The sequence below is a fragment of the Veillonella sp. genome, assembly GCF_041333735.1.
Taxonomy (GTDB): Bacteria; Bacillota; Negativicutes; order Veillonellales; family Veillonellaceae; genus Veillonella.
In genome coordinates this window covers 391,431-416,092 of record NZ_JBGKFB010000001.1, presented here as the reverse complement: position 1 = coordinate 416,092, position 24,662 = coordinate 391,431, and the positions used below count along the sequence as shown (strand labels likewise).

Here is a 24,662-nt window from a genome sequence, read left to right as displayed (position 1 = left end):
GGCACTTGCCGTCTTAACAGTTTTATATACAATGTGTTATCCGTATACTTAACGAATAATCATTGTTGACTATATTGTAACATACTAAATGAGAAATGCAAGTGTTTTTGTAAAATTTATTTCGAAAATTTTCTAAATGATAAATATTATCAATGTAGTAAAAATGCGGTTTCTTAAAGACTGAATAGTATAGGATTTATAAAAAATGCTGATTTTGATATTGAGAATGATAACTAAATGAAAAATCATTATTGATTAGTAATTAATAATCTTTTCGTTAAATGTACTAATAACTACCCATAAAATGACTATATAACTATAGAATTATGATATGTTTATAGAACTCTGTATTTCTTGTATAATAAGTATATAAATACTGAACGTTGTAGAAGGAGGCGCTATGGCATTTGTTAGATATTACGTAGGCGATGTGGTGAAGATGAAAAAGTCACATCCCTGCGGCAGTGATGAATGGGAAGTCAAACGGATTGGCACAGATTTCCTCATTGTATGTAATGGCTGTGGTCATCAACTGTTGATGCCGCGCCCGAAATTTGAAAAGGCAGTTAAGAAAATTATATCTAGATTGCCAGAGAATGAATAAGGGGGACATATGGTACGACTCACTGATTACGTAACAAGTGGGGGGTGTGCATGTAAGATTGGGCCTCATATATTAAATCGCGTATTAAAAGCGGTGAATCCTGTTACTAATGAACATGTATTAGCAGATATGACAGGTGCCGATGACGCAGGCGTATATAAACTTTCAGATACACTAGCATTAGTACAAACATTGGATTTCTTTACGCCTATGGTTAATGATCCTGTATTATTTGGTAAAATTGCAGCGGCTAATGCGTTGAGTGATGTGTATGCTATGGGCGGAACACCATTAACGGCTATGAACATTGTGGGGTTCCCTGTGCCTCTTGTTGAACAAGGTGTATTAACAGATGTATTAAATGGGGCTGGATCCATTGTGGCTGAATCTGGTGCTGCTATCGTTGGCGGCCACAGCATTGAAAATAAAGAGCCTATCTTTGGTATGTCTGTAACAGGACAAGTGCATCCATATCGAATTTGGAAAAATAAAGGCGCCCAAGTAGGAGATGTACTGGTATTAACTAAGCGAATTGGTACAGGCATTATGAATAATGCTCTAAAAGGTGATTTGTTCCCTGTAGGTACCGAGCAAGCTGTGACTAGTATGAGTACGTTGAACAGAGTAGGAGCAGAGGTAGCACATAACTTTACCGTTCATGCATGTACAGATGTGACGGGCTTTAGCCTTATGGGGCACTCTGTAGAAATGGCTAGTGCTTCCGATGTTACTATTCATATTAAGGCTTACGACATTCCGCTCTTTGATGATGTTATCGAAGCGGCTCAAATGGGATTGGTGCCTGCTGCATCCTATGGTAATCGCAAGGCCATAACCGATGTACAAGTTGACGAGTCCTTAGATCCAGTGTGGACAGATATTCTCTTTGATCCACAAACCTCTGGGGGCTTACTGTTCTCCGTTCCTGCTAGCGAAGGTGATCAACTGGTTGAGGCTTTACATGAGGCTGGCATTGACTGTGCTGCTATTATTGGTGCTGTTGAAAGTTTCAGCGGTCTGGCTGTACGCGTTACAGAATAAAATCATAAATAATAATTTCGCTACTATTGGCATAGATATAGAATTAAACTATTAATAGCTATTAGCTATTAGCTGATACTTTCACAAGATTTATAATGTATATAATATAGAGGTATATGATGAGTAATACAAATGAATTAACTGTAGACGTACGTGGTAGCTTATGTCCAAAACCTGTAATTGAAACTAAGAAGGTTAGTGATGCTAATCCAAATGCTGTTATTACGACGATTGTAGATAATGAAGTGAGTCGTGATAATGTGGAAAAGTTTGGTAAGTCTCGAGGCTATGGTGTGGCTATTCGCCAAGACGGTAAGGATTTCTATCTCACTATGACGCCAAATGCAAATCCCGTGACAGAAGCGAGTTGCGAACCGATGAACTATGGTAACCGCGTCATCTTGATGACAAAAGATTATCTTGGTGAAGGTAGCGAAGAGCTCGGTAGAAATTTGATGAAAACCTTCTGGGTGTGTATGGTAGAAGCAGATGTGAAACCATCTAAGATCTATTTCATTAATAGCAGTGTCAAGATGGTAACTAACGATTCTGTTCATTTGGAAAATATTAAAAAGCTAGCTGACGCAGGTGTGGAAATTGCAGCTTGTGGGATTTGCCTCGATTTCTATGGTGTGAAAGAAAACGTTGGTGTCGGTAGTATTACGAACATGTATGCTATTACAGATGCTATCCTTGGTGACAATATTGTTAAGCTATAATGTTAGCAGCTTATTTTGATATATTGATTTAGAGTTATTGGTTTAGATTAGATTTTTTATTTCGAGCATTAATAGTTTAGGTGAACGAAATCTAATCGTATCGATTGTGTTAGGAGGTGAGGCATTGGAAAATAAAAAATTACTTGTCGTTTTTACATCCTATTATTTTGGTGATAAAGCAGATAAGTTATTAACAGAATTAGAGGTGCCTCATCAATTGATGGCCACACCTCCCGAGCTGTACGATATGTGTGGTTTATCGGTGCAAATAGATCCGAGTATTGTTGAGCAGGTTCAGATTATTTTAAAAGAACATAAGATTAGTACGTCAGGCCTCTTTTGGTATGAAAAAGGAGAGCTGGCTGTACCATATAAAGACTAGACTATGTCTAGTCTTTTGTGTTTATTGATGCATTTCATATGATTAGTATGGATATTATGGTAGTATAAGCATATGATATTTTTATCACTTATGGAGGTATATATGAGCAAATATGAAATAGAAAATGTAAAATTAACGGCTCCTAAATTGGATCGTAAAGATTTAGAATATGCTATGACATATCGTTATGCATGTAAAAAATTTGATAGTACTAAAAAGATTTCTGATGAAGATTGGAATGCAATTTTAACAGCAGCTCGCTTGGCTCCAACATCCCTTGGTTTCGAGCCTTATGAGTTGTTAGTGATCCAAAATCCTGAAATTCGTGAAAAAATGAAAGCTCATGGCTGGGGTATTCAAGCAGGCCTTGAAGCAAGTCATTTTGTAGTGTTCTTAACACGCAAAAAGATAGACTTGGAATTCGATTCCCCTTATGTTCGTTATATTCAAGAGGAAGTTAAACAATTACCTGCAGAAATTGATGCAGCATATCGTGAAAAATATGCCCAATTCACTACAAGCGATTATAAAACATTTGAATCTGAACGAGCTGCTTTTGACTGGGCTTCTAAACAAGCATATATCGTTATGGCAAATATGATGACAATGGCTGCTTATGAAGGTTTAGATTCTTGTCCGTTAGAAGGTTTCAATCAAGATGATATGACAGCACTTCTTGGTGACGAACTCGGTCTCTTCGATACGAAACATTTCGGCATCTCCGTAATGGCTGCCTTTGGCTACCGTGATGAAGAACCACATCGCAATAAAACACGTCGTACATTAGATGAAATTGTAACCGTAGTTGAATAAATCGTTATCTTTAGAACTAAATCGAAATTCTTCATTTAATCTTTAGAGTTGAATGATATATTATAAATATACAAGAATTCTAAAATATTTATAAATACTGTATTATTTGATCGGGTTTATAAATATTTTGATTGAATAGGAAGGAGTGATTGTATGTTATGGTCAATTATTGTTGGTGGTTTTATCGGATTCCTAGCAGGTGCCATCACTAACAAAGGTGGAGCAATGGGCGTTATTGCCAATGTTGTTGCTGGTTTAGTTGGTTCGTCTGTGGGGCAAGCAATATTTGGCACATGGGGTCCTAGCTTAGCTGGCATGGCATTAATTCCTTCTGTTCTTGGTGCTGTAATTGTTGTTGCTGTTGTTTCGTTTTTCTTCGGGAAAAAGGGATAGTAATCTATTTTTAAAAGTATAGCTAACATAGCTATAAATGATTTTATATGAAAGGATCATAATTATGGCTTTAGAAGATAAATTAAATCAAGCTAAAGGTGCATTAAAAGAAAATGCCGGTAAATTAACTGATAACAAAGAATTGCAAGCAGAAGGTGCTGTAGAAAATACAGCTGCAAAAGTTAAAGAGGCTGCACATGATGTTGCTGAAGATCTCAAAAAAGCAGCTGAAGATGTTAAAGATGCTGTAGATGGTGCGATTAGTGGCGTCAAAAATGTTCTTCATAAAGACGATAAATAATATTATATAAAGGTTATAATTAGTAATAAAAAAACCAGTAAATCCTGAGATTTACTGGTTTTTGTTATATAAGTTTGTTTATACATTGAAGCGGAAATGGGTTACATCGCCGTCTTTCATAACGTAGTCTTTACCTTCAAGGCGTACAAGGCCTTTTTCTTTAGCCGCGTTTTGGCTGCCGCAAGCTTGTAAGTCATCGAAGGATACGATTTCGGCACGGATAAAGCCTTTTTCGATATCGGAGTGAATCTTACCAGCTGCTTGAGGTGCTTTTGTGCCATTTACAATTGTCCAAGCACGAGCTTCCATTTCGCCAGCTGTGAAGTAGTTGATAAGACCTAAGAGTGCGTAGCTTGCTTTGATAAGTTTAGTTAAGCCAGATTCTTCAAGGCCTAGATCTTCGAGGAATGCAGCGGATTCTTCTTCGGATAACTCTGCAATTTCGGACTCGATACGAGCAGACACAACAACGATGCCAGCGCCTTCGTTTTTGGCATATTCTTCTACGCGTTTTACATATTCGTTGGCAGAATAATCAGATACTTCATCTTCAGAAATGTTAGCTACATAAAGAGATGGTTTTGCTGTAAGCAATGTTAACTCTTTAATCATTTCTAATTCTTCTTCTTCAAGACCTTGGGCACGAACAGGTTTAGCTTCGCCAAGACCTTCGATGATGCGTTCTAGCAATGGTAATTCAGTACGTGCATCTTTATCGCCAGATTTAGCGATTTTTTCGATACGTTGTTTGCGTTTTTCAACGGATTCAAGGTCAGCGAGGCAAAGCTCAGTGTTGATGATTTCGATGTCACGGATTGGATCGATAGAGCCAGAAACGTGTGTGATGTTAGGGTCATCGAAACAACGAATAACTTGTGCAATCGCATCTACTTGGCGGATGTGGCTAAGGAATTTATTGCCTAAACCTTCACCTTTAGATGCACCTTCTACGAGGCCAGCGATATCTACGAAGCGCATAGCAGCAGGGAGGATGCGTTTAGAACCAAACATTTCAGCCAATACAGCTAAACGATTATCTGGAACATCAACAACACCTACGTTTGGCTCGATTGTACAGAATGGATAGTTGGCAGCTTCAGCGCCTGCTTTAGTAATGGCGTTGAATAATGTACTTTTACCAACATTTGGAAGGCCTACGATGCCTACTTCTAAATTTGTGCTCATGGTACCACCTTTTATTAAAACATTGATTTCGTTCTTTGTGAAAGTTTCCATAGAAACTCTATCAAATAAATATTATATCATATAGCCGATATAAATTTGTACTAAAAAAGTGACACTATTAGTCACATAGGTGATTAGTAGTGTCACTAAACAAAAATCCCACACTGATGTGTGGGATTTTATTTTGTATCTTATAGAGAGTGAGCTCGTAATTCTTCAGCAGAATGTGTGGAAATCCAAGCTGGTGGAATATCGAATACAGTGTAGCAACCTGTGCCGCCATGTTTAGCAAGGCGGTAGATACCACGAGCATAAGCAACAAGTGCAGAGCCAGTGAATTCAGGGTTGGAGTCAAGTTTCAAGGAATACTCGATAACGTGACGAGTGCCATCTGTACTTTCACCAGAGCGAAGAACGAAGCCACCATGTGGAATGCCTTTGTGGTTGCGATCAAGTTCTTCTTGAGAAATGAAGTTTACTACAGTTTCATAACCTACGAAGTAGTTTTCCATAGTTTTGATTTCGTTTTCAATTTTAGCTTTATCAGCATCAGGAGCAGCTACTACATAGCACTCACGAAGGTGACCTTTGTAGCCATCAACGTCTGGAGTTTCACCATTACGGATGGCTTCAAGGTATTGTTCTTTAGGAACAGTGTATTGACGAGCGTCAAGAACGCCATCGATACGACGGATAGCATCGGAGTGACCTTGGGAAACGCCACGGCCCCAGAATGTATAAGATTTACCTTGAGGCAAGATGCTTTCAGCATATACACGTTGTAAAGAGAACATGCCTGGGTCCCAACCGCAGGAAATCAATGTAGCAGTTTTAGCTTCTTTAGCTACTTTGTCTACGTTAGCGAAATGTTCAGGGATACGTGCATGTGTATCGAAGGAATCGATACAGTTGAAGTATTTTGTTACCATTGGAGTTTGTTCGATAAGGTCTGTTGCAGAACCACCGCAAAGAACCATAACATCGATTTTACCTTTGAAGTTTGGTAGATCTTCCATAGTATATGTAGGAACACCAGATACTGTTTCTAAACCTTTACGGCGAGAGAATACACCAACAAGCTCCATATCAGGTTGTAATTTTACGGATGCTTCAACGCCACGGCCTAAGTTGCCGTAGCCAACGATACCAATACGAATTTTGCTCATATTAGCCTCCTATATAAATCGAGAAATTTAATAATTAACATAATCATTATAGCATAAAATGATAGTTATTAATATTTTTCTATAGAATCAAATAAAAATAAATATATAATCCTATCTATCATATTGATGCTGAGATAAATCATAACATTTAACTAACGTAAAAAGGACCGATTATACTCCTAATATAGGTGTACAATCGGTCTTTTTGTCTTTATAGGTTTTTTAGTTTCTATAGGGAATAAGCTTTGTGCTAATTCTCCTATTAGAATTTTAATGTTTTAATTCTTTCAACGGCGCGAATTGTATTTTCACGGCTACCGAAAGCTGTTAAACGAAGGTAACCTTCACCGTGAGGACCAAAGCCAGAGCCTGGTGTAGATACGATTTGAACTTGTTCGAGTAAGATGTCGAATAATTCCCAGCTAGTCATGTTGCCAGGAGTTTTTAGCCAAATGTATGGAGCGTCAACGCCACCGTATACAGTAAGACCAATAGATTCAAGGCCTTCTTTGATGATGCGAGCGTTTTCTTTGTAGTATGCAATGTTAGCGCGAGTTTGTTCGCGACCTTCTTTTGTGTATACTGCTTCAGCACCGCGTTGGATGATGTAAGGCACACCATTGAATTTAGTGCATTGGCGACGGTTCCACATAGGGTTTAGCGCTTGACGTTCGCCGGATTTAGTTTTGCCAGTCACTTCTTTAGGCACAACTGCGTAAGCACAACGAGTACCAGTGAAACCAGCAGTTTTGGAGAAGGAACGGAACTCGATAGCTACTTCACGAGCGCCTTCGATTTCGTAGATGGATTTTACAGTATCTTCTGTGCTAATGAAAGCTTCATAAGCGGAGTCGAACATTAAAATCGCATCATTATCTTTACACCATTTGATCCATTCTGCTAAACGAGCACGGCTCAAAACAGTACCAGTTGGATTGTTAGGGGAGCAAAGATATACGATATCTACACGTTCAGAAGGGAATTCTGGAGAGAAGTTATTTTCTGCGTAAGTAGGGAGGTATACAACCTTTTGGAAGATACCATCTACTGCTTCGCCAGTACGACCACCCATTACGTTAGAATCTAAGTATACTGGGTATACTGGATCAGTGATAGCAATGATGTTATCTTCGCTGAATAACTCTTGGATGTTACCAACATCAGATTTTGCACCATCGGAAACGAATACTTCGTCAATAGCGATATCTACGCCTAATGGTTTGTAATCGCCATCAACAATAGCTTGACGTAAGAAGTCGTAACCTTGTTCAGGGCCGTAACCGCGGAACGTTTCAGCTTTACCCATTTCTTGAACTGCTTTGCTCATAGCATCGATAATTGCAGGAACAAGTGGTAATGTAACATCGCCGATACCAAGACGAATGATGTCTGCATCTGGATGAGCTGCTTGATAATCTGCAACCTTTTTAGCGATATTAGCAAATAAATAAGAACCTTGTAGGTTTAAATAGTTTTCATTAATATTAGCCATGATGACTCCTTTTTATAATCAGATTTCTCTATATATAGTAAATTATATAGAATAATGACGCAAGGATTTTCTATAGAATTTCTGGTTTATGTAAATTTTGTTTAGGCCCATTACTATAAAAGATTGAATTATGCGGAATTTATTACTCGTCATCTATATTAAAATAGAAATATAAGAAGATATTATCTATAGTTAATTTAAATTCTTCATTGTTTACTCATAAAACGACCATTGATATAATGGAATTATGATTAATTACATTGATTGTTTGTATGTGATGAGAGCTAAATTATTGGCTATGTTAAGGGGCGTAAATTGCTTTTAGGGAGGCATATCATTATGGTAGATTGTAAGATGTCTATTAAGAAAATTTTTGACCGGATTAAGCGAGTTGATAAGTTTGATGAGTTTATAACGACCTATGGCTTAACTGCTTCTGATGAAAAGGGGGGGACGAAATTTGCAGCAAATTTTTATAAGTCATCTGTTGTAAATTACAAAGGCTGTGTAAAAGACTATAAGAACCTTTATAGTGAAGTTATTGCCGAAACCCTTGTTAATGATAATTTTATAAAGGACTGGTTAAATTTAATACCAGTAAGACCAGAACATTTTAAGATAAATCATCCGAATAAAGATGAATGTCTAGAGAGCATAAAAATTACAAATCGAAAAGAAGAAATATTAGCAAAGTTATTATTTTATCAAAGTAACATTGATGGGCTAGGATATATCTTTGATTATCAAACACCATTAAAAAAGACAAAAAATGATTCGTATGGGAAAATAGATTTATTGGGCTATAACGTAGATGATAAATGTTATTCTGTCATTGAATTAAAATATCGTCCTTCTGGTAGTGAGGAAACTTTACTACGATGTGTTTTAGAGGCTTATACATATTATAAGCTGCTTGATTTAAAACAGATTAAGGCTGATGTAGCTCACGAGGGTATAAATAACTTAAAGAAATTATCTGAATATAAACATACGGATGAAGCCGAGTTAGTTGTTTTGTTTGACGAAAAGTCTTGTACAAAAGAAGATGGTGGGGATAAAACAAATTTGATGCTTCGTATCGATTCAAGTGAACCTAACAAAGTTAATGAACCTAACTATCCATCTAAAACTGTTGTGTCACAACAGTATAAAGAGTGCCAGGAATTAATTAATCCAAGTAAAAGAAAAGCATTACGAGCTTTATGTGAGGCTATATTAAAACAAGAATCTAAACTGAAACAAATTCGATTTGTTGTCCTAAGAACAGAGGATATAGATAAAGCTGTCCCTTTAAAAAATGTGCAAAAGTGGTCTTCAGAATTAGATCGCTCTTATCGAGCAGAGACGCTACTAACGATTCCTAGTAAAGGTTAAGTATGAATATAGTTATACATCGTGGCACTCATCAGATTGGTGGTAGTGCTATAGAAATTAGTACAGCATCTACTTGCATTATGTTAGATTTTGGTAATGAATTAAGTTTAGATGAAAAGTACATGCCTATAAATCTAGATATAGATGGTATTACAAAAGGGATACCTAATTGCGATGGTATTGTGATTTCTCATTATCATATGGATCATTTAGGCCAACTAACCTCTGCACTATCAGAAATTCCATTATATATGGGTGAATTAAGTAAGGAAATCGCGCTAATAGGTGCTGATTATCAAGATAGAGGTCTATACTTGCGCTTATTAGGTGCTAATACATTTCGGGGTGGAGATGCCTTTTCTATTGGTGATATATGTATCAGACCTTTAGTTATCGATCATAGTGCTGCGGATAGTTATATGTTTGTCATTGAAGCAGAAGGTAAACGTGTCTTATATACAGGTGATTTTCGGATGCATGGGTTGCGCCATCACGTATTAGACAAATTAGTTAACACCTATATAGGTGAGGTTGATGTATTAATTACAGAGGGCACCTCATTGTCTAGAGACGCAGATGATTGTATATCTGAAGCCACAGTATTAGACGATATTTCTTCATATATTCAAGATGGGAAATATGTTTTTGTTATGTGTTCCTCTACGAATATTGACCGTATTATGGGGATTTGGCAGAATATGCCAACGGATAAAGTACTCATTTGTGATGCTTATCAGAAAAGAATATTAGATACTGTGATTAATAATGTATATTATGAAAGTTCTTTGTATCGTAAACATGATAGCCCATTAGTTATTGATAAAGGAAGGTATCCTAAATACTATATGGAAGATGGATTTGTATCTTTAGTAAGAGGGACAGAAAATTTTATTTCTAAAATTAAAGAGTTCCCTAAAGATGATGTACGTATTATATATTCCATGTGGACAGGATATATTGAGGAGAATTTAGCATTGAAAGAATTGTTAGATACATATACATCTTATATATGTCATGCCAGTGGTCATGTCTCAAAGGACGATTTAGTTCAGTTCATAGAAATGGTTGATCCTGATATTGTTATTCCGGTTCATACTGATATCCCTGAAAAACTAAAGAGAATACTACCTGATAGAAATGTTTATGTCGTTAATGATAAAGAGCCGTTTATCATATAATTCCTTTAAGAAATTCTATTTATGTTGTATAATAAATAAAAAGGGAGCCATCAACGTGTGGTGGCGTTAGGCTCATCTTATAAATACTTTTTAAGGATTGCCTAGCGTGCGAGTATTTTGAATACTCTGTTGCGTTAGGCTTTTGTCTTTACTCTATTTGAATAGTGCAAAGAGTGATATTGCTATGGAAATTACAAAAAGAATTAAGTAGTACTTTTCAAATTTACTCATAGTATCACCACCTTTCGGTGATGAGCCTAACTCACGTGATGACTCTTAGTATTAGTATAGCAATGTGATTAAAAGAAAAATAGAATTGACATTTGGCTATAGATCAATTTTTGCGTAGTATTTTACTACGCTTTTTTATTGAAAAATATCAAAACTATATAGGATTAACTTTGTTTTTGATATAATTTAAATACATACATATTATAGTCGATTTTACATGAAAGTGGTGTCTTTATGCTGACGATTAGCAATAAGGGATGGCTTTTTACTTCTATATTAAGTGCTTTGATGGCGTTTACGTCGTTATCGACGGATATTTATTTGCCTGCCATGCCAGAGATGGGGCGTGATCTCCATGGTGATGCAGAGTTAACGTTGACTGGTTTCTTAATAGGTTTTGCGCTAGCTCAGCTTTTTTGGGGCGCTGTTAGCGATAAAATTGGTCGTAAGAAGCCGCTTATTATGGGGATAGTCTTATTTATCATAGGCTCAGTAGGCTGTGCCTTGAGTTCATCTATGCTAGAATTACTAGCTTGGCGCGTGTTCCAAGCATTTGGAGCCTGCGTAGGGCCTATGTTATCACGGGCTATGATTCGTGACTTATATGGTCGGACTGAGGCGGCAAAAATGTTATCTACATTAGCTATTGTTATGGCCATAGCTCCCATAGCTGGGCCGATGCTCGCTGGGCATCTACTCGTGTGGTATACTTGGCATTCAATCTTTTGGTTATTAGTTGCTATTGGTATTTTGATGCTCGTTGCCGTATTAGTTATTCCTGAAACACATCCTGTAGAGAAGCGCAGTAAAAAATCTATAAGCCATACCTATAATAATTATTGGATTTTATTACGTAACAAAGGCTTTATGAAGTATACGCTATGTGTTAGTTCCTTTTATATTGCTATCTATGCGTTTTTAACAGGCTCGCCTTATGTATATATTGATGTCTATGAGGTGCCAAAAGAGTATTTTGGTTATCTATTTTCTGTTAATATTATTGGTGTCATGTTACTGAGCGCAATCAATCGTCGTATTGTAAGTGCTATACGCCTTGATAGATTATTGCGATATGCCACATTATTTGCAGCTATTTGTGTATCCGTTGTAATGGGCTTGATGGTTTTAGGTTACCATTCACTGTGGTTAATCGTTATTGGCTGCTTCTTATTCTTCTCCATGAATGGTATCATTGCAGCTGTAACAAATGCATTAGCATTAGATAGAGCAGGTAGAATGGCTGGGTCTGGGGCGGCATTACTAGGGGCTATGCAATATGGTAGTGGTATTGTATCATCGTTGATGCTTACCTTCTTACCAAACGATACTGCAGATCCTATGATGGGGGTCATTACATTATTTGTTATTATTTGTGCCATTATCGCCTTTCCTGAAGATGAAAAATATAATCGTATATAATATTGGTGAAAGCAAGGGCTTAAATTTGAGCTCTTGCTTTCATTCTTTTTTTAGGTTATAATAGTAAGGCTTATTGATGGTAAGCACTTCCTACCCCTATGTGTCGATAGGGGCATTAGTCCGAAAGAGGAGGTGATTTTGTATGAACAAATACGAAGTCATGTTTATTGTGAAACCAGCTGAAGAGGAAGCAACTAACGCTGTTATTGAAAAAGTAGAAGCTTTAATTGCTCGTGTAGGCGGCACAGTAGAAAAGGTAGATCGTTGGGGCAAGCGTCGTCTTGCTTACGCTGTGAAGAAATTCACTGACGGTTTCTATGTATTGATCAACTTTGAAGCAGCTCCTGCTGAAATCAAAGAAATCGATCGTGTATTGAAAATCAACGATGAAGTCCTAAGACATCTAATTGTTAAACACGAAGCATAATTAAAGCCTGGAGGAAAACATGAACTCTGTACAAATTCTAGGTAATTTAGCTCGTGATCCTGAAGTACGCTATACCAAAACTGGTCGTGCGGTAGCAACTTTCACAGTAGCTGCCACAAACACCTATATTGATTCCACAACAAATGAGACGAAAGAACAAACTGCTTTCATCAACTGCGTTGCTTGGGGTAAACTTGGTGAAGCGGCAGGCAATCTTCGTAAAGGCAGTCGTTGCTTTGTAGAAGGTCGTTTGCAAACTCGTTCTTACGAGACTCAGGACGGTCAAAAACGGTACGTTACTGAAGTAGTAGCGAACTTTGTGGGCCAATCCCTTGATATGAATACTAATTCTTTCGAAGGTGGGTCCAATTTTGATAGTTTCAGTACAGGCGGCGATGACGAAAACATCCCGTTCTAGTGTCAGGGACTCCTACTAATTCGAAAAGGAGGATTCGCAATGAGAAGAGATAGAGGCAGAAAGCCAAGAAGAAAAGTATGCGTTTTCTGTGCAGACCATATCGATCAAATCGACTATAAAGACGTTGCTAAACTTCGTCGTTTTACGACTGAACGCGGCAAAATCTTACCTCGTCGTATTTCCGGTACTTGCGCAAAACATCAACGCAAATTGACTACATCTATCAAACGTGCACGTGCAATTGCTTTATTGCCATTCACTGCTGAATAATTGATGAATCAAGGCGGTACAACCATTTGGTTGTGCCGCCTTTTTGCTTTTATGAATAGAGACTATGCTTTAAACGCATAGTCTCTTTTTATATTCCTTTGATTCTCAGGGATTATCATATTTACTGAGTGTAACAAATATTCAATATAATAGATATAGAAATATATGATGAAAATTTATAATTATGCCTTTAAAAACGGATTCTATATGATTAATCTATATAGCTGAATTAATTAAATTTATGCATGTAATCAGAAAAGTTTATAGCTTTTATACTATAATGTGAGTATATGCTTAGTACTGTAAAGTTCAGTGAAAGGTGGTAAGTACATGGGATTTTTGAAAAAGGATATATCCCGTCGCCAGTTTATTGGTGGTGCTTTAGCGTTAGCAGCTGCGTCAGCTGTACCGTCATTTATACGCGGTGCCTATAAGCCAACACAGTCTGATTCATTGCAAGTATGGACTTGTGGAGGTTTGTCGGAAGCATTCCTTGATTTAAACCAAGTCTATACGATGCATACAGGGCACAATATTCAGTACACTGGTGCCTTTGCAGGTGCTATTGGTAAATCGTTGCTTGCCGAAAAAAGCCGCACCGAAGTCTTTGGGGCTCGCGGCTTAGAGTTAGCAAAGAACATGCGCAAAAAGGGCGTAAGCATTGCTTTTGAACCATTATGTTTTACGGATTATGTCATCGTTACACCTAAGGGAAATCCAGCAGGAATTCGTGATTTGAAGGATATGGCAGAGCCCGGTGTACGCGTTATGTTGCCATTAGGTGCATCACCTCCTGGTAGTGCCTCTGTAAAGGGAATTATGAAACTGTCAGGATTAACTGATGGCATTATGAAGAATATGATAGCCGAAAATGCTTGTGTAATCTCCATGATGTGTGACCTTGTAGAAGGTAAAGCAGATGTATCTATCATTGAAAAGCGACTTACTACACATGATCGATTCAAGGATCGTATTGAGTACTTCTCCATTCCTGCACAATTTGTGCCGCCTGCACCACTTACTTTCACCATTAATACAATGAAATATGTACAAGATCGTGCATTGGCTGCGGACTATATTGAATTTACACGCTCCCAAGAAGGGCAACAAATCTTAGAAAATCACGGATTTACATCCGTTCATAGTGCGAGAGGTCTCGATTTGATAGAAAGGTTTGGTGTGAAAGATGTGTAGTCATTGTCCGTCATCTACATCCTGTAGGTCCCAAGGCAGTTCTGGTATATCTGGTAAACAAGCCCCTAAGAATTTAACGCTTTGGCGTCGTATCGTACAGTTTATTTTCCTCTTTATTATGGGGAAATGGGTATATTATGGCATATTCCGATGCCCTTATATTGTGCCATTTGTAAACTGTGAAAGCTGTTCCATGATTACCTGCTGGGGCCGTATTACGACATATTTCTATGCTTGGTGGATTATTCTGCCCATTATGGTCGTATTCTTTGGTCGAGCATTTTGTAGTTGGTTCTGCCCAAGTGGGTGGGTTAACCAAATGCTAGGAAAAATATCTATGGGACCATTAAGAAATCGTAAACATTACATGCGATTCCTTCAACTCGGCATGGTAGTCACTATAATTTTAGGGCTCGTAGTATACTTCAAATTTGGTAATCCCCGCATTATGATTCCAATTCGGACGAGCGATGAATATTTTAATGCTGTCATTTTATCTATGCAGTTCTCCGAATGGTATTGGGCGGCTCGCACTATAACGGTCGTCTCCATTATTGCTGGTTCCCTTATCATCGCCAATGCTTGGTGTCGCTTTGTATGTCCATTTGGTGGGGTAATGGAATTATTACGGAAAATTTCCATTTTTAAAGTATATAAAACTAGTGATTGTGACGATTGTGATGCGTGTCTACGTGTTTGTGAAATGGGTACACGACCAAATGAAATGAATTGCACCAACTGTGGTGACTGTTTGCATGTATGCCATAAAGATGCTATTAGATTTGGTCGGAAAGGTTAATTATGAAAGAAGTTCAAGGACAAAGTTTCCTACAAAATCATCCATGTTACAACAAGGATGCTGCCGCTAATTGGGGACGTTTACATTTGCCAGTTGCACCGAATTGTAATATTCAATGTAATTATTGTAATCGCAAGTACGATTGCGCTAACGAAAATAGACCGGGCGTGACGCAACATGTTTATACGCCACAAGAGGCAGCAGCCTTTGTGCATAAGGTATTTGATGCACGTAAGGATATTTCTGTTGTGGGCATTGCAGGACCTGGAGATCCTATGTGTGATGCGGATAAGACACTTGAAACATTCCGTCTTGTAAAAAAAGATTTCCCTCACGTCATGCTCTGTTTATCTAGTAATGGCTTGGCAGTGCCTGATTATGTCGATGAAATCGCTGATTTAGGGATTACTCATGTAACGATTACGGCTAATGCTATTGATCCAGAGATTGCTAAACATGTGTATTCCATGGTTCGCTATGATGGGAACATCTATAAGGGGATTGATGGGGCCCGTATCTTATTAGAACGTCAGGCTGAAAGTATTCGTAAATTAAAGGAAAAGAACATCATCGTTAAGATTAATACTGTAGTAGTACCTGATGTAAATATGGACCATGTACCAGCTATCGCTAAACAAGCGGAAGCATGGGGCGTAGATTTGATGAACTGTATTGCTATGATTCCAGTTCATGATACAGCCTTTGAAAACCATCGAGGACCGACTGCAGAAGAAATCGACAATATGCGTCAATTTATTGGTCACTATGTGCCACAGATGACGCACTGTAAGCGCTGTAGAGCTGATGCTATCGGTCGTTTGTGTGAAGCGTAGAAGCATAAAAGGCTATATACCAGAGTATATAGCCTTAACGGTGATAATTATTATTTAGTATTTTTCAGGATTGTATGTAGTGCAGATAATGCCATATCTACATCTTCAAGTGTATTGGCATAGCCAAAGGAGAAGCGCACGGTTCCTTCTGGATAGGTACCTAGCGTTTGGTGTGCTCGTGGGGCACAGTGTAGTCCGACGCGTGTCATGATGTGATACTTTGACTCTAGTTCATATGCAATACTGGCAGCATCCATATCATCAATTGTGATAGATACGACGGCTGTTCTATCTTGGATATCTTGTTTGCCGATGATGTTAACTCCAGTTATTGAATGTAAACCTTCGAGGAAGGCTTTTGTCAAAGCTAGCTCGTGGTTGTGAATGTTCTCCATGCCTTGTGACTCAATATAGGAGAGCCCTTCATTGAGTCCGATGATGCCAGGTAGATTTAACGTGCCTGCTTCAAAGGCGTCGGGCATGTTAGTAGGCATCGTTTCTAGATGCGAGAAGCTACCTGTACCACCAGCGATAAGAGGTGTTAAGGTTTGAGCCATTTCTTTGGTCAATATAATACCACCAATACCTTGGGGGCCTAATAATCCTTTATGACCTGTAAAGCAGAGTGCATCTATATGACATGCTTTTACATCAATAGGAATAACACCTGCTGTTTGGGCTGCGTCTACAATGAAATGTAGATTATGAGCCTTGCAGATGGTACCTATTGATTCAATAGGCTGTATGGTGCCACATACATTGGATGCGTGATTAATAATTATAGCCACTGTATTGGGGCGAATGAGAGCTTCTATACTTTCAAGTTGGATGGAGCCAGTTTTGTCACAAGGAATAATATCAAAGGTAATGCCCTTATCCAGTAGTTGGGTAAGAGGTCTCATAACTGCGTTGTGCTCCATAGAGCTAACGAGTACATGATCACCGTCTTTCAACAGGCCCTTGATGACCATATTTAAGCTCATTGTCACATTCTGCGTAAAGGTTACGTGAGATGGATCATGACCATTGAATAAGGTATTTAGTCGTTGTCTCGTTGTATAGATAATATCCTCTACATCGTAGGCGAGAGCATAGGATCCACGGTTGATGTTTATGCCACGGTTCGTTATATAGTCGGACATAGCGGTGGCGACTGTTGGTGCTTTTGGAAATGAAGTGCTTGCATTGTCTAAATAGATATAGTCCATAGATAATCTCCATAAATAACAATGTATATTTATGGCTATTATATCATGAGTAGCATGTGGTATAGGATAGGAGCATGTACTCATAGAATTTTTGTGTTTGTAGTTTGAAAGGAGTTTACTATGAGTGGGTCTCATGAAAAACGGAATTTAATTATTGCAGGCCTCATTATTGGTGCTATCGCGGGCTTCCTCGTATTAGCTGGAAATCCAGGTAATATGGGCTTCTGTATTGCTTGCTTTGTTCGCGATACTGTCGGTGGGCTAGGTTTACATCGTGCTGCTCCGGTACAGTACATTCGCCCAGAAATTATTGGTCTTATTTTAGGTGCTTATTTATTATCCATGATTCGTGGTGAACACCAAAGCAAAGGTGGTTCTTCTCCAATTATTCGATTTATTCTCGGCTTCTTTGTTATGATTGGTGCTTTGATGTTCCTCGGTTGTCCGATTCGTATGATTTTAAGACTTGGCGGCGGTGACTTAAATGCGTTGTTCGGTATTGCTGGTTTTGCAGGTGGTATCGGCTTTGGTACGATATTCTTGAAAAAAGGTTATTCTTTACAGCGTACCTATACATTGAGTAAATTAGAATCCGCTATGATGCCTGCTATCCAAGTTGGTTTGCTAGTTTTAGTAGTAGCGGCTCCAGCCTTTATCTTCTTTAGTCAAAAAGGTCCTGGCGCTATGCATGCACCTTGGTTGATTTCATTGGCGGCAGGCCTCGTGGTAGGTGGCTTATCTCAAGTTAGCCGACTTTGCACCGTTGGTGGATTCCGCGATTTATTCTTGTTCAAAAAATCCATCCTTATCTTTGGTTATTTAGCTGTTCTCATTGGTGTATTTGTTGTAAATGTTAGCTTTGGCAATTTCCATCTTGGCTTTGAAAACCAACCGATTGCACATACAGATGGATTGTGGAACTTCCTAGGTATGGCGCTTGCTGGTTTCTGTAGCGTATTGCTTGGCGGTTGTCCGTTGCGCCAATTGATTATGACTGGTGAAGGTAATTCCGATTCCGCTGTTACTGTACTTGGCCTTGCCGCTGGTGCAGCATTTGCTCATAATTTTGGCTTAGCCGCTTCTGGTGCAGGCCCTACATTAAATGGTGAAATTGCTGTAGGTGTTGGTTTTGTGGTAGCACTTATTATTGCTGTAGTTAATACAAAACGTGCCAATGCTTGAGTTAGAAATGAGTGACTATGAAATATATTGCTACGTTTTACTCTCACTTTGGAGCCATTCGTTTTAAACGAGAGGCTCCTGAAGGGGTAACAAATATAGAACTTCGTCCGGTGCCACGCGATTTGAGTTCTTCCTGTGGTACAAGTGCATCTTTTGATGCCGGTGAAAGCTTTACGTTTACAGATGATCCTACAGAGGAGATTGAGCAAATCGTTGCTGTCACTGATGAGGGGTATAGAACTATATTTGAAAGTCCCAATAAATAGACCTTAGAGCCTCTTAGCGTTGCTAATCTAAGTGGTTTTATAATCATTATGTAATGTAAAAGAGGAGCTATCCGTTGAATAGCTCCTCTTTTGTTATACAGCTCTATATTTTTTAGGTGATTCACCTTTTTCAGCGGCTTCTTTATCAGCGCGCCATTTGCGTTCGAAATATTTATGATACTCTACAGGAACGTCATCAGGTGTTAAGCTTTCATAAAAACTAGTAGTTCCATTTGCCTGAGCTTGTTCATAAAACCATGTTTTAAATTCTAGCATGGACAAGCGTGCTTGTAGGCTTTCGATTTCTACTAATACGCGATCTCGTTGATTTTTGATAATAGATAATCTTTCATTAATGCGACTATCACCTTCGACGCAGTAGTCGATAAAATGTTTGATTTCTTTAATAGGCATACCGGTATGCTTCATGCATTCAATCAATTCTAACCAATCCATATCTGTGTCATGGAATACACGGATACCACCAGCAGAACGTTCTACGAAGGGTAATAGACCTTCTTTATCATAGTAACGCAATGTAGAAGGTGCTACATTTAGTTTTTTGGCAATTTCGCCAACAGTATATGTCATAGGACCTCCTTATAGGTTCATATTAAATTGTAAATGATTTAGTTTCAGGAGTAATGTATTGGGCATATAATATATGTATATTTTAAAAGGTTAAATTTAAATTTTACGGTCTCACTTGACTTAAACCTAACTTTAAGTTCTATACTTATTACATACTGGACATACAGTATAGCACGGTTAGTAATACAATACAAATTCTAGAGGTTGTATTGTTATATGACACCTAATGAAAGGAACACATATGAACTTAATTGATATAAAATCTCCAGCCGATTTAAAAGGCTTATCTATTTCTGAATTAACAGACTTAACAGCACAAGCTCGTCAAGCTCTTATGACAAAGGTTTCTGAGCATGGTGGTCATTTTGGCCCTCCTATGGGCGTAGCGGAAATGATTATGGCCTTGCACTATGTATTTAATTCTCCTGTAGATAAGATTGTTTATGACGTGTCTCATCAGTCTTATGTACATAAAATGGTCACAGGTCGTGCATTGGCGTTCTTAGATCACGATCATTATGATGATGTAACAGGTTATACAGATCCTACTGAAAGTGAGCATGATTTCTTTAATATTGGTCATACATCCACATCTATCTCCTTAGCATCTGGCCTAGCTACTGCTCGGAATTTAAAGGGAGACTCTGAAAATATTATCGCTATCATTGGTGATGGTTCTTTATCTGGTGGGGAAGCCTTTGAGGGTCTAGATTATGCGGCCACATTAGATAGCAATATGATTATTATCGTCAACGATAATGACCAATCCATTGCAGAAAACCATGGTGGTTTGTATCGTGGCCTTCGTGAATTGCGCGAGTCTAATGGTGAAAGCTCTAACAATATCTTTAAGGCTCTTGGTTTGGATTATCGTTTTGTAGCCGATGGCAATGATTTGGAAACATTAATCAATGTGTTTAAGGATGTAAAAGATATTAACCATCCTATAGTTTTACATATTGTTACTCAAAAAGGTAAGGGTTATGCTATTGCAGAGCAAAATAAAGAGGCCTTCCACTGGACAAGGCCATTTGATTTAGAAACAGGTAAACTCAAAAAGGAACATCATGGTCCGACCTATGCTGGTACAATTGCGGACTATTTGATGGAACAAATTAAAGTAGATCCAACAGTGGTAGCTATTAATGCAGGGACACCAGGTGGCTTTGGCTTTAACTCTGAATGGCGTAACGAAGCTGGTAAACAATATATCGACGTAGGCATTGCGGAAGAACATGCTATTGCAATGAGTTCTGGTATTGCAAAAAATGGCGGTAAGCCAGTGTTCAGTGTAGATAGTACCTTCTTACAACGCGCTTATGACCAATTGGTGCAAGATCTTTGTGTAAATAATAACAGTGCGGTTATTATCAATCATATGGCATCTGTATATGGCATGAACGATGTTACGCATTTAGGATTCTTTGATATTCCTATGCTTACAAGCATTCCTAACTTAGTATACTTAGCACCTACTAATAATGAAGAATTGTTGGCTATGACGGAATATGCAGTGCATCAACACGAGCATCCTGTGGCTATTCGTGTTCCTGTAGGTGAATTTACATCTACTGGTGTAGCCGATACGACTGATTACAGCATTTTAAATAAATCTGAAGTGACTCGTCATGGTGAACGCATTGCCTTATTAGGCCTTGGTAATTTCTATCATCTAGCTAATCAAGTGGCTGATGAATTGGCTAAAGACGGTATTCATGCAACTGTAGTTAACCCTAAATTTGCTTCTGGTATTGATGAAGCATTACTGGAAAAATTGGAAGCAAATCATTCTGTAGTATTTACATTGGAAGATGGCGTAGTTGAAGGCGGTTGGGGACAACGTGTAGCTAGCTTCTATGGACCATCTGATGTACGCGTAAAGAACTATGGTATTGCTAAAGAATTCCACGATCGTTATGATGCAACGGAATTGTTACGAGAAAATGGCGTTTCTCTAGATCAGATTGTGGCGGATGCAAAACAAATTTTATCCATTTAGTTTGATAAAATATTAAATGAATAATTTTATTTACAAATGCAGTAGAAATATGGTTTTGCCCTGTTTCTACTGCATTACTTTTTGTTTTATATTTTATAAAAATATAAAATTTGTTAAAAGATTATAGATTTTTTTCGAATAGGACTATAAAAATTAGATGAAGTATTATATAATATTATCTACAGTATGTATTACAGTAGAACAAGTTTGTTGTTAATGTACAAAAATATCACAGTATTATATAAGTAAGTATTAATGAAAAGGGAGATTGTAAGACGTTGAAAAAAGTATTAACCTTAACATTAGCCGTGGCCATCGTCGCCGGTGGCTATATGTCTGAGGCTAATGGGGCGGGAGAACAGCCTTCTAAGCAGGCACCGTCTATATCTGAGATAAACATATATACGCCTAAAGAACTCAATGCACGTCAAAAAGACTTGGTTGATATTGGTCGCTATACGGCATCCGGTGATCAAGGTGCATTGAAAAGTACAATCGCCTCTGCTATTGAGCGAGGTACGTTGACACCGCAAGAGGTGAGTATTGCGATTCGTCAACTTTACTCTGCTGCTGGTTTAAAGCAAATGAATGCAGCATTAGCTACATTTGATCAATTACGTGAGGAGCGTCCTGAGTTTGGCGCTGATTACGAAAAAATGGTTCCAAAGCAAACAGGACTTAGTGCTTTATTGGGGAATGGCACTAATGGGGCTGCTTTGGCTAAGGCTAAAAATGAGGATACAAAAGAAGCGGTTCAATACAATACGTTCCGTATGAAGAAACCAAAACCGCAAAATCGTAATCGCTCTCGCCTTGGTAAATTGGACCGTGAATTGGTCGCTGCCGCAGCTTTAGGTACGCGTGTAGGTAAAAATAATCTATTCGCTGCATCTGAAAAGAGTTTATCTGAGCTTGGCCTCAGCAAATATCAAATTGAAAATCTTGAATCTTTGATTTTCTAAGAATATAAAGACCTACTTCTTTGGAAGTAGGTCTTTTTTATGTGTATGAGAAGGGAAATGTAATTGACGTTTAACTCCCCCTTTTCTATAATTAATAAGATAGGTATATGACCTGTAATAATAGATATAATTAATAGTTAATATAGATGTAAGGAGAAAGTATGCGCCTTCGTAGAAAACCGTGGATTGATGAAGCTATCCACGAATATGACTCTCATATTATTTTGTCCGGCCAGGAACAGTACAAGGGCAAATGGCGTGAGTTATTTGCACATCCTGAACGACCATTATATATGGAACTTGGTACAGGTAAGGGTCGTTTTATTGCCGGTATGTCTGAAGCGTATCCAGATGCTAACTTTGTAGGTTTTGAAGTTCAAATTGGCGTAATTTATTATGCAGCACAAAAAATCTTTGAAGCAGAGCGTGATAATGCTAAGGTATCCCTTTTTGATATCGCTGGCATTGAAGAGGTTGTAGCGCCTGGTGAAGTAGATCGTTTCTACATCAACTTCTGTGATCCATGGCCTAAGGCAAAACATGCTAAGCGTCGCCTCACATACCATACATTCCTCGATCGTTATGCCCGTCTTTTAAAAGATGGTGGCGAGGTTCACTTTAAAACTGATAACGAAGGTTTATTTATGTTCTCTCTTGAAGAATTCAAAGAATGTGGATGGGAACTTAAGAATGTAACCTATGACTTACATAGCACAGATCTTCCAAATGTAAAAACTGAGTATGAAGAGAAGTTCAGTGCTAAAGGGCAACCTATTTTCCGCTTAGAAGCAATTAAGCCAAAAGTACAAAAGGAGGCTTAAGATGGAAACACCGAATAAGGGGGATAGTCGGTGGGGCTCACTCTTTAAAAATGATTTACAAGGTATGCTTTTACCTATATTGCTCATCACAATTATAGGTAGTGTAAATATCTTCAGTGCCACCTATATAAGCTCTATTTACGAAAATACAGGGCTCTTAGGCTACTTTACAAAACATATGGGCTTCCTATTGTTTTCGATGGCAATAGGTGTAGTGTTATATCGGTATGATTATAGACAACTACAAAAGCCACATATGTTGCAACGCATCATGATTGTAACACTCATAGGTATGGTGTTAGTCCTAGTGGCTGGCTCTGTCATTAATGGTGCTCGCCGGTGGATTGTTATCGGTCCCGTATCGATACAGCCATCGGAATTTGCCAAGTTAGCGGCCATAATATGGACATCGGCTAAGTTGAGTACTATGAGAAAATGGGGAAAAGCGAGATATAATAATCCACTAACGAATTTACAAGGTTATGTGGGAGAACGGGTAGGTTATATGTTGCCAATGTTAGTTTGGCCTATAATCTTTGCAGTTCTAACCATCTTGCAACCAGATATGGGGACTACTGTACTAATTTTTGGGTTCTCTTTCATACTCATTTATTTAGCAGGCTTTGATGGACGATTCTTTGGTGGTGCCTTCGCCGTAGCTGGTGTGATAGGCTTCATTGCAGCTCGTATGTCGCCGTATCGTTGGGAACGGATTCAGTCTTGGTTCGATCCTTGGCCTCATGCGCAAGATATGGGCTATCAAACTGTGCAAGGCCTTTTGGCTGTAGGCTCTGGTGGCATTCTTGGGGAAGGTTTTATGCAAGGTACATCTAAGTACTTTTACTTGCCAGAGGCTCATACAGATTTTGCATTTGCCGTGTGGGCTCAAGAAATGGGCTTTGTCGGTGCTGTCTTTGTCGTTCTCTTGGTAGCGGCCTTTACATACTTTGGTTTCCGCATTGCTAATAAATCTCGTGATGAATTTGGTAGATGGTTAGCTATGGGCATAACCTTGCTCATCAGTGGGCAAGCATTGTTTAATATTGCCATGGTTTGCGGTATTATGCCGGTAACAGGTGTGCCTTTGCCATTTATTAGTTATGGTGGTTCTTCATTGTTAATGAACTTTATGGCCATAGGCTTGTTAGCTAGTGTTGGTCGTCGTAATGTAGAAGGTGTAAAACAAGTTGGTACGGCTGAGGATTTACCATCCTTGCGTGAAGAGACACAAAGCCGCTTCAAACCTAAGGCTACTCAAGAAACAGACAAGACTGAAATGCCTGGTCCGTTTAGACCTAGAGAGCCTAGAAGGCCAACGCGTAGACGTCCGAGACCTAAAAATTGATGTGTAATTCTTATGTTTCATAAGAGTAACATATATGTGTAAAATCCAA

At 38.4% G+C, this 24,662-nt stretch carries 27 protein-coding genes; 22 read left to right on the top strand and 5 right to left on the bottom strand.

Features of this window, described 5'->3' with window-relative positions; translation table 11 throughout:
• Nucleotides 1-400: 400 nt before the first annotated feature.
• From ACDF53_RS01885 to ACDF53_RS01855, 7 genes are all read left to right on the top strand, one after another.
• The gene (locus ACDF53_RS01885; protein ID WP_005387793.1) at nucleotides 401-604 is read left to right on the top strand and encodes a DUF951 domain-containing protein; all 204 of its coding nucleotides are present in this window, start codon (nucleotides 401-403) and stop codon (nucleotides 602-604) included.
• Nucleotides 605-613: 9 nt separating this feature from the next.
• Complete coding sequence (gene selD, locus ACDF53_RS01880) at nucleotides 614-1,645, top strand: selenide, water dikinase SelD (protein WP_370815311.1); 1,032 nt, start codon at nucleotides 614-616, stop codon at nucleotides 1,643-1,645.
• A gap of 119 nt (nucleotides 1,646-1,764) precedes the next feature.
• Nucleotides 1,765-2,364 (top strand): sulfurtransferase-like selenium metabolism protein YedF, encoded by a 600-nt coding sequence (gene yedF, locus ACDF53_RS01875; protein WP_370816183.1) that lies wholly within the window; start codon nucleotides 1,765-1,767, stop codon nucleotides 2,362-2,364.
• 124 nt (nucleotides 2,365-2,488) lie between these two features.
• Entirely contained in the window at nucleotides 2,489-2,746 is a 258-nt protein-coding gene (locus ACDF53_RS01870; protein ID WP_296007578.1) for a DUF3343 domain-containing protein, read from the top strand.
• Between the two features lie 102 nt (nucleotides 2,747-2,848).
• Nucleotides 2,849-3,559: an NAD(P)H-dependent oxidoreductase gene (locus ACDF53_RS01865; protein WP_370815310.1), complete on the top strand. Its 711-nt coding sequence runs from the start codon at nucleotides 2,849-2,851 to the stop codon at nucleotides 3,557-3,559.
• Nucleotides 3,560-3,712: 153 nt separating this feature from the next.
• A complete protein-coding gene (locus ACDF53_RS01860; protein WP_004693817.1) occupies nucleotides 3,713-3,952 on the top strand; it encodes a GlsB/YeaQ/YmgE family stress response membrane protein in 240 nt (79 codons plus the stop codon).
• A gap of 64 nt (nucleotides 3,953-4,016) precedes the next feature.
• Nucleotides 4,017-4,253: a CsbD family protein gene (locus ACDF53_RS01855; RefSeq protein WP_008715418.1), complete on the top strand. Its 237-nt coding sequence runs from the start codon at nucleotides 4,017-4,019 to the stop codon at nucleotides 4,251-4,253.
• A 78-nt stretch (nucleotides 4,254-4,331) separates the two neighbouring features.
• On the opposite strand, the gene ychF is transcribed toward ACDF53_RS01855, so the two are convergent.
• From ychF to ACDF53_RS01840, 3 genes are all read right to left on the bottom strand, one after another.
• A complete protein-coding gene (gene ychF / locus ACDF53_RS01850) occupies nucleotides 4,332-5,438 on the bottom strand; it encodes a redox-regulated ATPase YchF (RefSeq protein ID WP_370815309.1) in 1,107 nt (368 codons plus the stop codon).
• A 191-nt stretch (nucleotides 5,439-5,629) separates the two neighbouring features.
• Nucleotides 5,630-6,604 (bottom strand): diaminopimelate dehydrogenase, encoded by a 975-nt coding sequence (locus tag ACDF53_RS01845; protein WP_370815308.1) that lies wholly within the window; start codon nucleotides 6,602-6,604, stop codon nucleotides 5,630-5,632.
• A 262-nt stretch (nucleotides 6,605-6,866) separates the two neighbouring features.
• Entirely contained in the window at nucleotides 6,867-8,096 is a 1,230-nt protein-coding gene (locus ACDF53_RS01840) for an LL-diaminopimelate aminotransferase (protein WP_005387804.1), read from the bottom strand.
• A 339-nt stretch (nucleotides 8,097-8,435) separates the two neighbouring features.
• Here ACDF53_RS01840 and ACDF53_RS01835 point away from each other — a divergent pair, with 339 nt between their 5' ends.
• The 9 genes from ACDF53_RS01835 (at nucleotide 8,436) to nifB (ending at nucleotide 16,239) form a co-directional block, all read left to right on the top strand.
• On the top strand, nucleotides 8,436-9,470 hold the full coding sequence (locus tag ACDF53_RS01835) for a hypothetical protein (protein WP_370815307.1): 1,035 nt from the start codon (nucleotides 8,436-8,438) through the stop codon (nucleotides 9,468-9,470).
• A 2-nt stretch (nucleotides 9,471-9,472) separates the two neighbouring features.
• Nucleotides 9,473-10,648, top strand: a complete 1,176-nt coding sequence (locus tag ACDF53_RS01830; protein WP_370815306.1) for an MBL fold metallo-hydrolase — start codon at nucleotides 9,473-9,475, stop codon at nucleotides 10,646-10,648.
• Between the two features lie 465 nt (nucleotides 10,649-11,113).
• Nucleotides 11,114-12,298 carry a multidrug effflux MFS transporter gene (locus tag ACDF53_RS01825; RefSeq protein ID WP_370815305.1) on the top strand — a complete coding sequence of 395 codons (1,185 nt, stop codon included), beginning with the start codon at nucleotides 11,114-11,116 and terminating at the stop codon, nucleotides 12,296-12,298.
• 142 nt (nucleotides 12,299-12,440) lie between these two features.
• Complete coding sequence (rpsF, locus tag ACDF53_RS01820) at nucleotides 12,441-12,725, top strand: 30S ribosomal protein S6 (protein WP_004693799.1); 285 nt, start codon at nucleotides 12,441-12,443, stop codon at nucleotides 12,723-12,725.
• A gap of 19 nt (nucleotides 12,726-12,744) precedes the next feature.
• Nucleotides 12,745-13,143, top strand: a complete 399-nt coding sequence (locus ACDF53_RS01815) for a single-stranded DNA-binding protein (RefSeq protein WP_004693797.1) — start codon at nucleotides 12,745-12,747, stop codon at nucleotides 13,141-13,143.
• A 39-nt stretch (nucleotides 13,144-13,182) separates the two neighbouring features.
• Nucleotides 13,183-13,413, top strand: a complete 231-nt coding sequence (rpsR, locus tag ACDF53_RS01810) for a 30S ribosomal protein S18 (protein WP_004693795.1) — start codon at nucleotides 13,183-13,185, stop codon at nucleotides 13,411-13,413.
• Between the two features lie 330 nt (nucleotides 13,414-13,743).
• The gene (locus tag ACDF53_RS01805) at nucleotides 13,744-14,607 is read left to right on the top strand and encodes a substrate-binding domain-containing protein (protein ID WP_105085241.1); all 864 of its coding nucleotides are present in this window, start codon (nucleotides 13,744-13,746) and stop codon (nucleotides 14,605-14,607) included.
• Nucleotides 14,600-15,406 (top strand): 4Fe-4S binding protein, encoded by an 807-nt coding sequence (locus ACDF53_RS01800; RefSeq protein WP_295792345.1) that lies wholly within the window; start codon nucleotides 14,600-14,602, stop codon nucleotides 15,404-15,406. The genes ACDF53_RS01805 and ACDF53_RS01800 overlap by 8 nt, the downstream gene beginning before the upstream one ends.
• 2 nt (nucleotides 15,407-15,408) lie before the next feature.
• Nucleotides 15,409-16,239, top strand: coding sequence for a nitrogenase cofactor biosynthesis protein NifB (nifB, locus tag ACDF53_RS01795; RefSeq protein WP_227721377.1), 831 nt, complete (start codon nucleotides 15,409-15,411; stop codon nucleotides 16,237-16,239).
• Between the two features lie 50 nt (nucleotides 16,240-16,289).
• On the opposite strand, the gene ACDF53_RS01790 is transcribed toward nifB, so the two are convergent.
• Nucleotides 16,290-17,447 carry an aminotransferase class V-fold PLP-dependent enzyme gene (locus ACDF53_RS01790; protein ID WP_370815304.1) on the bottom strand — a complete coding sequence of 386 codons (1,158 nt, stop codon included), beginning with the start codon at nucleotides 17,445-17,447 and terminating at the stop codon, nucleotides 16,290-16,292.
• 120 nt (nucleotides 17,448-17,567) lie between these two features.
• Between ACDF53_RS01790 and yedE the strand changes: the two genes are divergently transcribed.
• Both yedE and ACDF53_RS01780 read left to right on the top strand, forming a co-directional pair.
• Complete coding sequence (gene yedE, locus ACDF53_RS01785; protein ID WP_370815303.1) at nucleotides 17,568-18,629, top strand: YedE family putative selenium transporter; 1,062 nt, start codon at nucleotides 17,568-17,570, stop codon at nucleotides 18,627-18,629.
• Between the two features lie 17 nt (nucleotides 18,630-18,646).
• Nucleotides 18,647-18,895, top strand: coding sequence for a DUF3343 domain-containing protein (locus ACDF53_RS01780; protein WP_370815302.1), 249 nt, complete (start codon nucleotides 18,647-18,649; stop codon nucleotides 18,893-18,895).
• Between the two features lie 93 nt (nucleotides 18,896-18,988).
• Here ACDF53_RS01780 and ACDF53_RS01775 read toward each other — a convergent pair whose 3' ends face one another.
• Nucleotides 18,989-19,486 carry a MerR family transcriptional regulator gene (locus tag ACDF53_RS01775; RefSeq protein ID WP_370815301.1) on the bottom strand — a complete coding sequence of 166 codons (498 nt, stop codon included), beginning with the start codon at nucleotides 19,484-19,486 and terminating at the stop codon, nucleotides 18,989-18,991.
• A gap of 241 nt (nucleotides 19,487-19,727) precedes the next feature.
• Here ACDF53_RS01775 and ACDF53_RS01770 point away from each other — a divergent pair, with 241 nt between their 5' ends.
• From ACDF53_RS01770 to ACDF53_RS01755, 4 genes are all read left to right on the top strand, one after another.
• Complete coding sequence (locus ACDF53_RS01770; protein ID WP_370815300.1) at nucleotides 19,728-21,485, top strand: 1-deoxy-D-xylulose-5-phosphate synthase; 1,758 nt, start codon at nucleotides 19,728-19,730, stop codon at nucleotides 21,483-21,485.
• A gap of 278 nt (nucleotides 21,486-21,763) precedes the next feature.
• Nucleotides 21,764-22,447 (top strand): carboxymuconolactone decarboxylase family protein, encoded by a 684-nt coding sequence (locus tag ACDF53_RS01765; protein WP_005387811.1) that lies wholly within the window; start codon nucleotides 21,764-21,766, stop codon nucleotides 22,445-22,447.
• A 161-nt stretch (nucleotides 22,448-22,608) separates the two neighbouring features.
• Nucleotides 22,609-23,268: a tRNA (guanosine(46)-N7)-methyltransferase TrmB gene (gene trmB, locus ACDF53_RS01760; protein WP_105090170.1), complete on the top strand. Its 660-nt coding sequence runs from the start codon at nucleotides 22,609-22,611 to the stop codon at nucleotides 23,266-23,268.
• A gap of 1 nt (nucleotide 23,269) precedes the next feature.
• Nucleotides 23,270-24,613 (top strand): FtsW/RodA/SpoVE family cell cycle protein, encoded by a 1,344-nt coding sequence (locus ACDF53_RS01755; RefSeq protein WP_303883445.1) that lies wholly within the window; start codon nucleotides 23,270-23,272, stop codon nucleotides 24,611-24,613.
• Nucleotides 24,614-24,662: the final 49 nt, after the last annotated feature.

Coding starts and splice junctions, on each gene's coding strand:
- rpsF (WP_004693799.1), top strand. CDS start 12,441: ATGAACAAATACGAAGTCATGTTTATTGTGAAACCAGCTGAAGAGGAA.
- rpsR (WP_004693795.1), top strand. CDS start 13,183: ATGAGAAGAGATAGAGGCAGAAAGCCAAGAAGAAAAGTATGCGTTTTC.
- ACDF53_RS01835 (WP_370815307.1), top strand. CDS start 8,436: ATGGTAGATTGTAAGATGTCTATTAAGAAAATTTTTGACCGGATTAAG.
- ACDF53_RS01790 (WP_370815304.1), bottom strand. CDS start 17,447: ATGGACTATATCTATTTAGACAATGCAAGCACTTCATTTCCAAAAGCA.
- ACDF53_RS01800 (WP_295792345.1), top strand. CDS start 14,600: ATGTGTAGTCATTGTCCGTCATCTACATCCTGTAGGTCCCAAGGCAGT.
- selD (WP_370815311.1), top strand. CDS start 614: ATGGTACGACTCACTGATTACGTAACAAGTGGGGGGTGTGCATGTAAG.
- nifB (WP_227721377.1), top strand. CDS start 15,409: ATGAAAGAAGTTCAAGGACAAAGTTTCCTACAAAATCATCCATGTTAC.
- ACDF53_RS01805 (WP_105085241.1), top strand. CDS start 13,744: ATGGGATTTTTGAAAAAGGATATATCCCGTCGCCAGTTTATTGGTGGT.
- trmB (WP_105090170.1), top strand. CDS start 22,609: ATGCGCCTTCGTAGAAAACCGTGGATTGATGAAGCTATCCACGAATAT.
- ACDF53_RS01755 (WP_303883445.1), top strand. CDS start 23,270: ATGGAAACACCGAATAAGGGGGATAGTCGGTGGGGCTCACTCTTTAAA.
- ACDF53_RS01770 (WP_370815300.1), top strand. CDS start 19,728: ATGAACTTAATTGATATAAAATCTCCAGCCGATTTAAAAGGCTTATCT.
- ACDF53_RS01855 (WP_008715418.1), top strand. CDS start 4,017: ATGGCTTTAGAAGATAAATTAAATCAAGCTAAAGGTGCATTAAAAGAA.
- ACDF53_RS01780 (WP_370815302.1), top strand. CDS start 18,647: ATGAAATATATTGCTACGTTTTACTCTCACTTTGGAGCCATTCGTTTT.
- ACDF53_RS01845 (WP_370815308.1), bottom strand. CDS start 6,604: ATGAGCAAAATTCGTATTGGTATCGTTGGCTACGGCAACTTAGGCCGT.
- ACDF53_RS01865 (WP_370815310.1), top strand. CDS start 2,849: ATGAGCAAATATGAAATAGAAAATGTAAAATTAACGGCTCCTAAATTG.
- ACDF53_RS01860 (WP_004693817.1), top strand. CDS start 3,713: ATGTTATGGTCAATTATTGTTGGTGGTTTTATCGGATTCCTAGCAGGT.
- ACDF53_RS01885 (WP_005387793.1), top strand. CDS start 401: ATGGCATTTGTTAGATATTACGTAGGCGATGTGGTGAAGATGAAAAAG.
- ACDF53_RS01775 (WP_370815301.1), bottom strand. CDS start 19,486: ATGACATATACTGTTGGCGAAATTGCCAAAAAACTAAATGTAGCACCT.
- ychF (WP_370815309.1), bottom strand. CDS start 5,438: ATGAGCACAAATTTAGAAGTAGGCATCGTAGGCCTTCCAAATGTTGGT.
- yedF (WP_370816183.1), top strand. CDS start 1,765: ATGAGTAATACAAATGAATTAACTGTAGACGTACGTGGTAGCTTATGT.
- ACDF53_RS01830 (WP_370815306.1), top strand. CDS start 9,473: ATGAATATAGTTATACATCGTGGCACTCATCAGATTGGTGGTAGTGCT.
- ACDF53_RS01825 (WP_370815305.1), top strand. CDS start 11,114: ATGCTGACGATTAGCAATAAGGGATGGCTTTTTACTTCTATATTAAGT.
- ACDF53_RS01815 (WP_004693797.1), top strand. CDS start 12,745: ATGAACTCTGTACAAATTCTAGGTAATTTAGCTCGTGATCCTGAAGTA.
- ACDF53_RS01840 (WP_005387804.1), bottom strand. CDS start 8,096: ATGGCTAATATTAATGAAAACTATTTAAACCTACAAGGTTCTTATTTA.
- yedE (WP_370815303.1), top strand. CDS start 17,568: ATGAGTGGGTCTCATGAAAAACGGAATTTAATTATTGCAGGCCTCATT.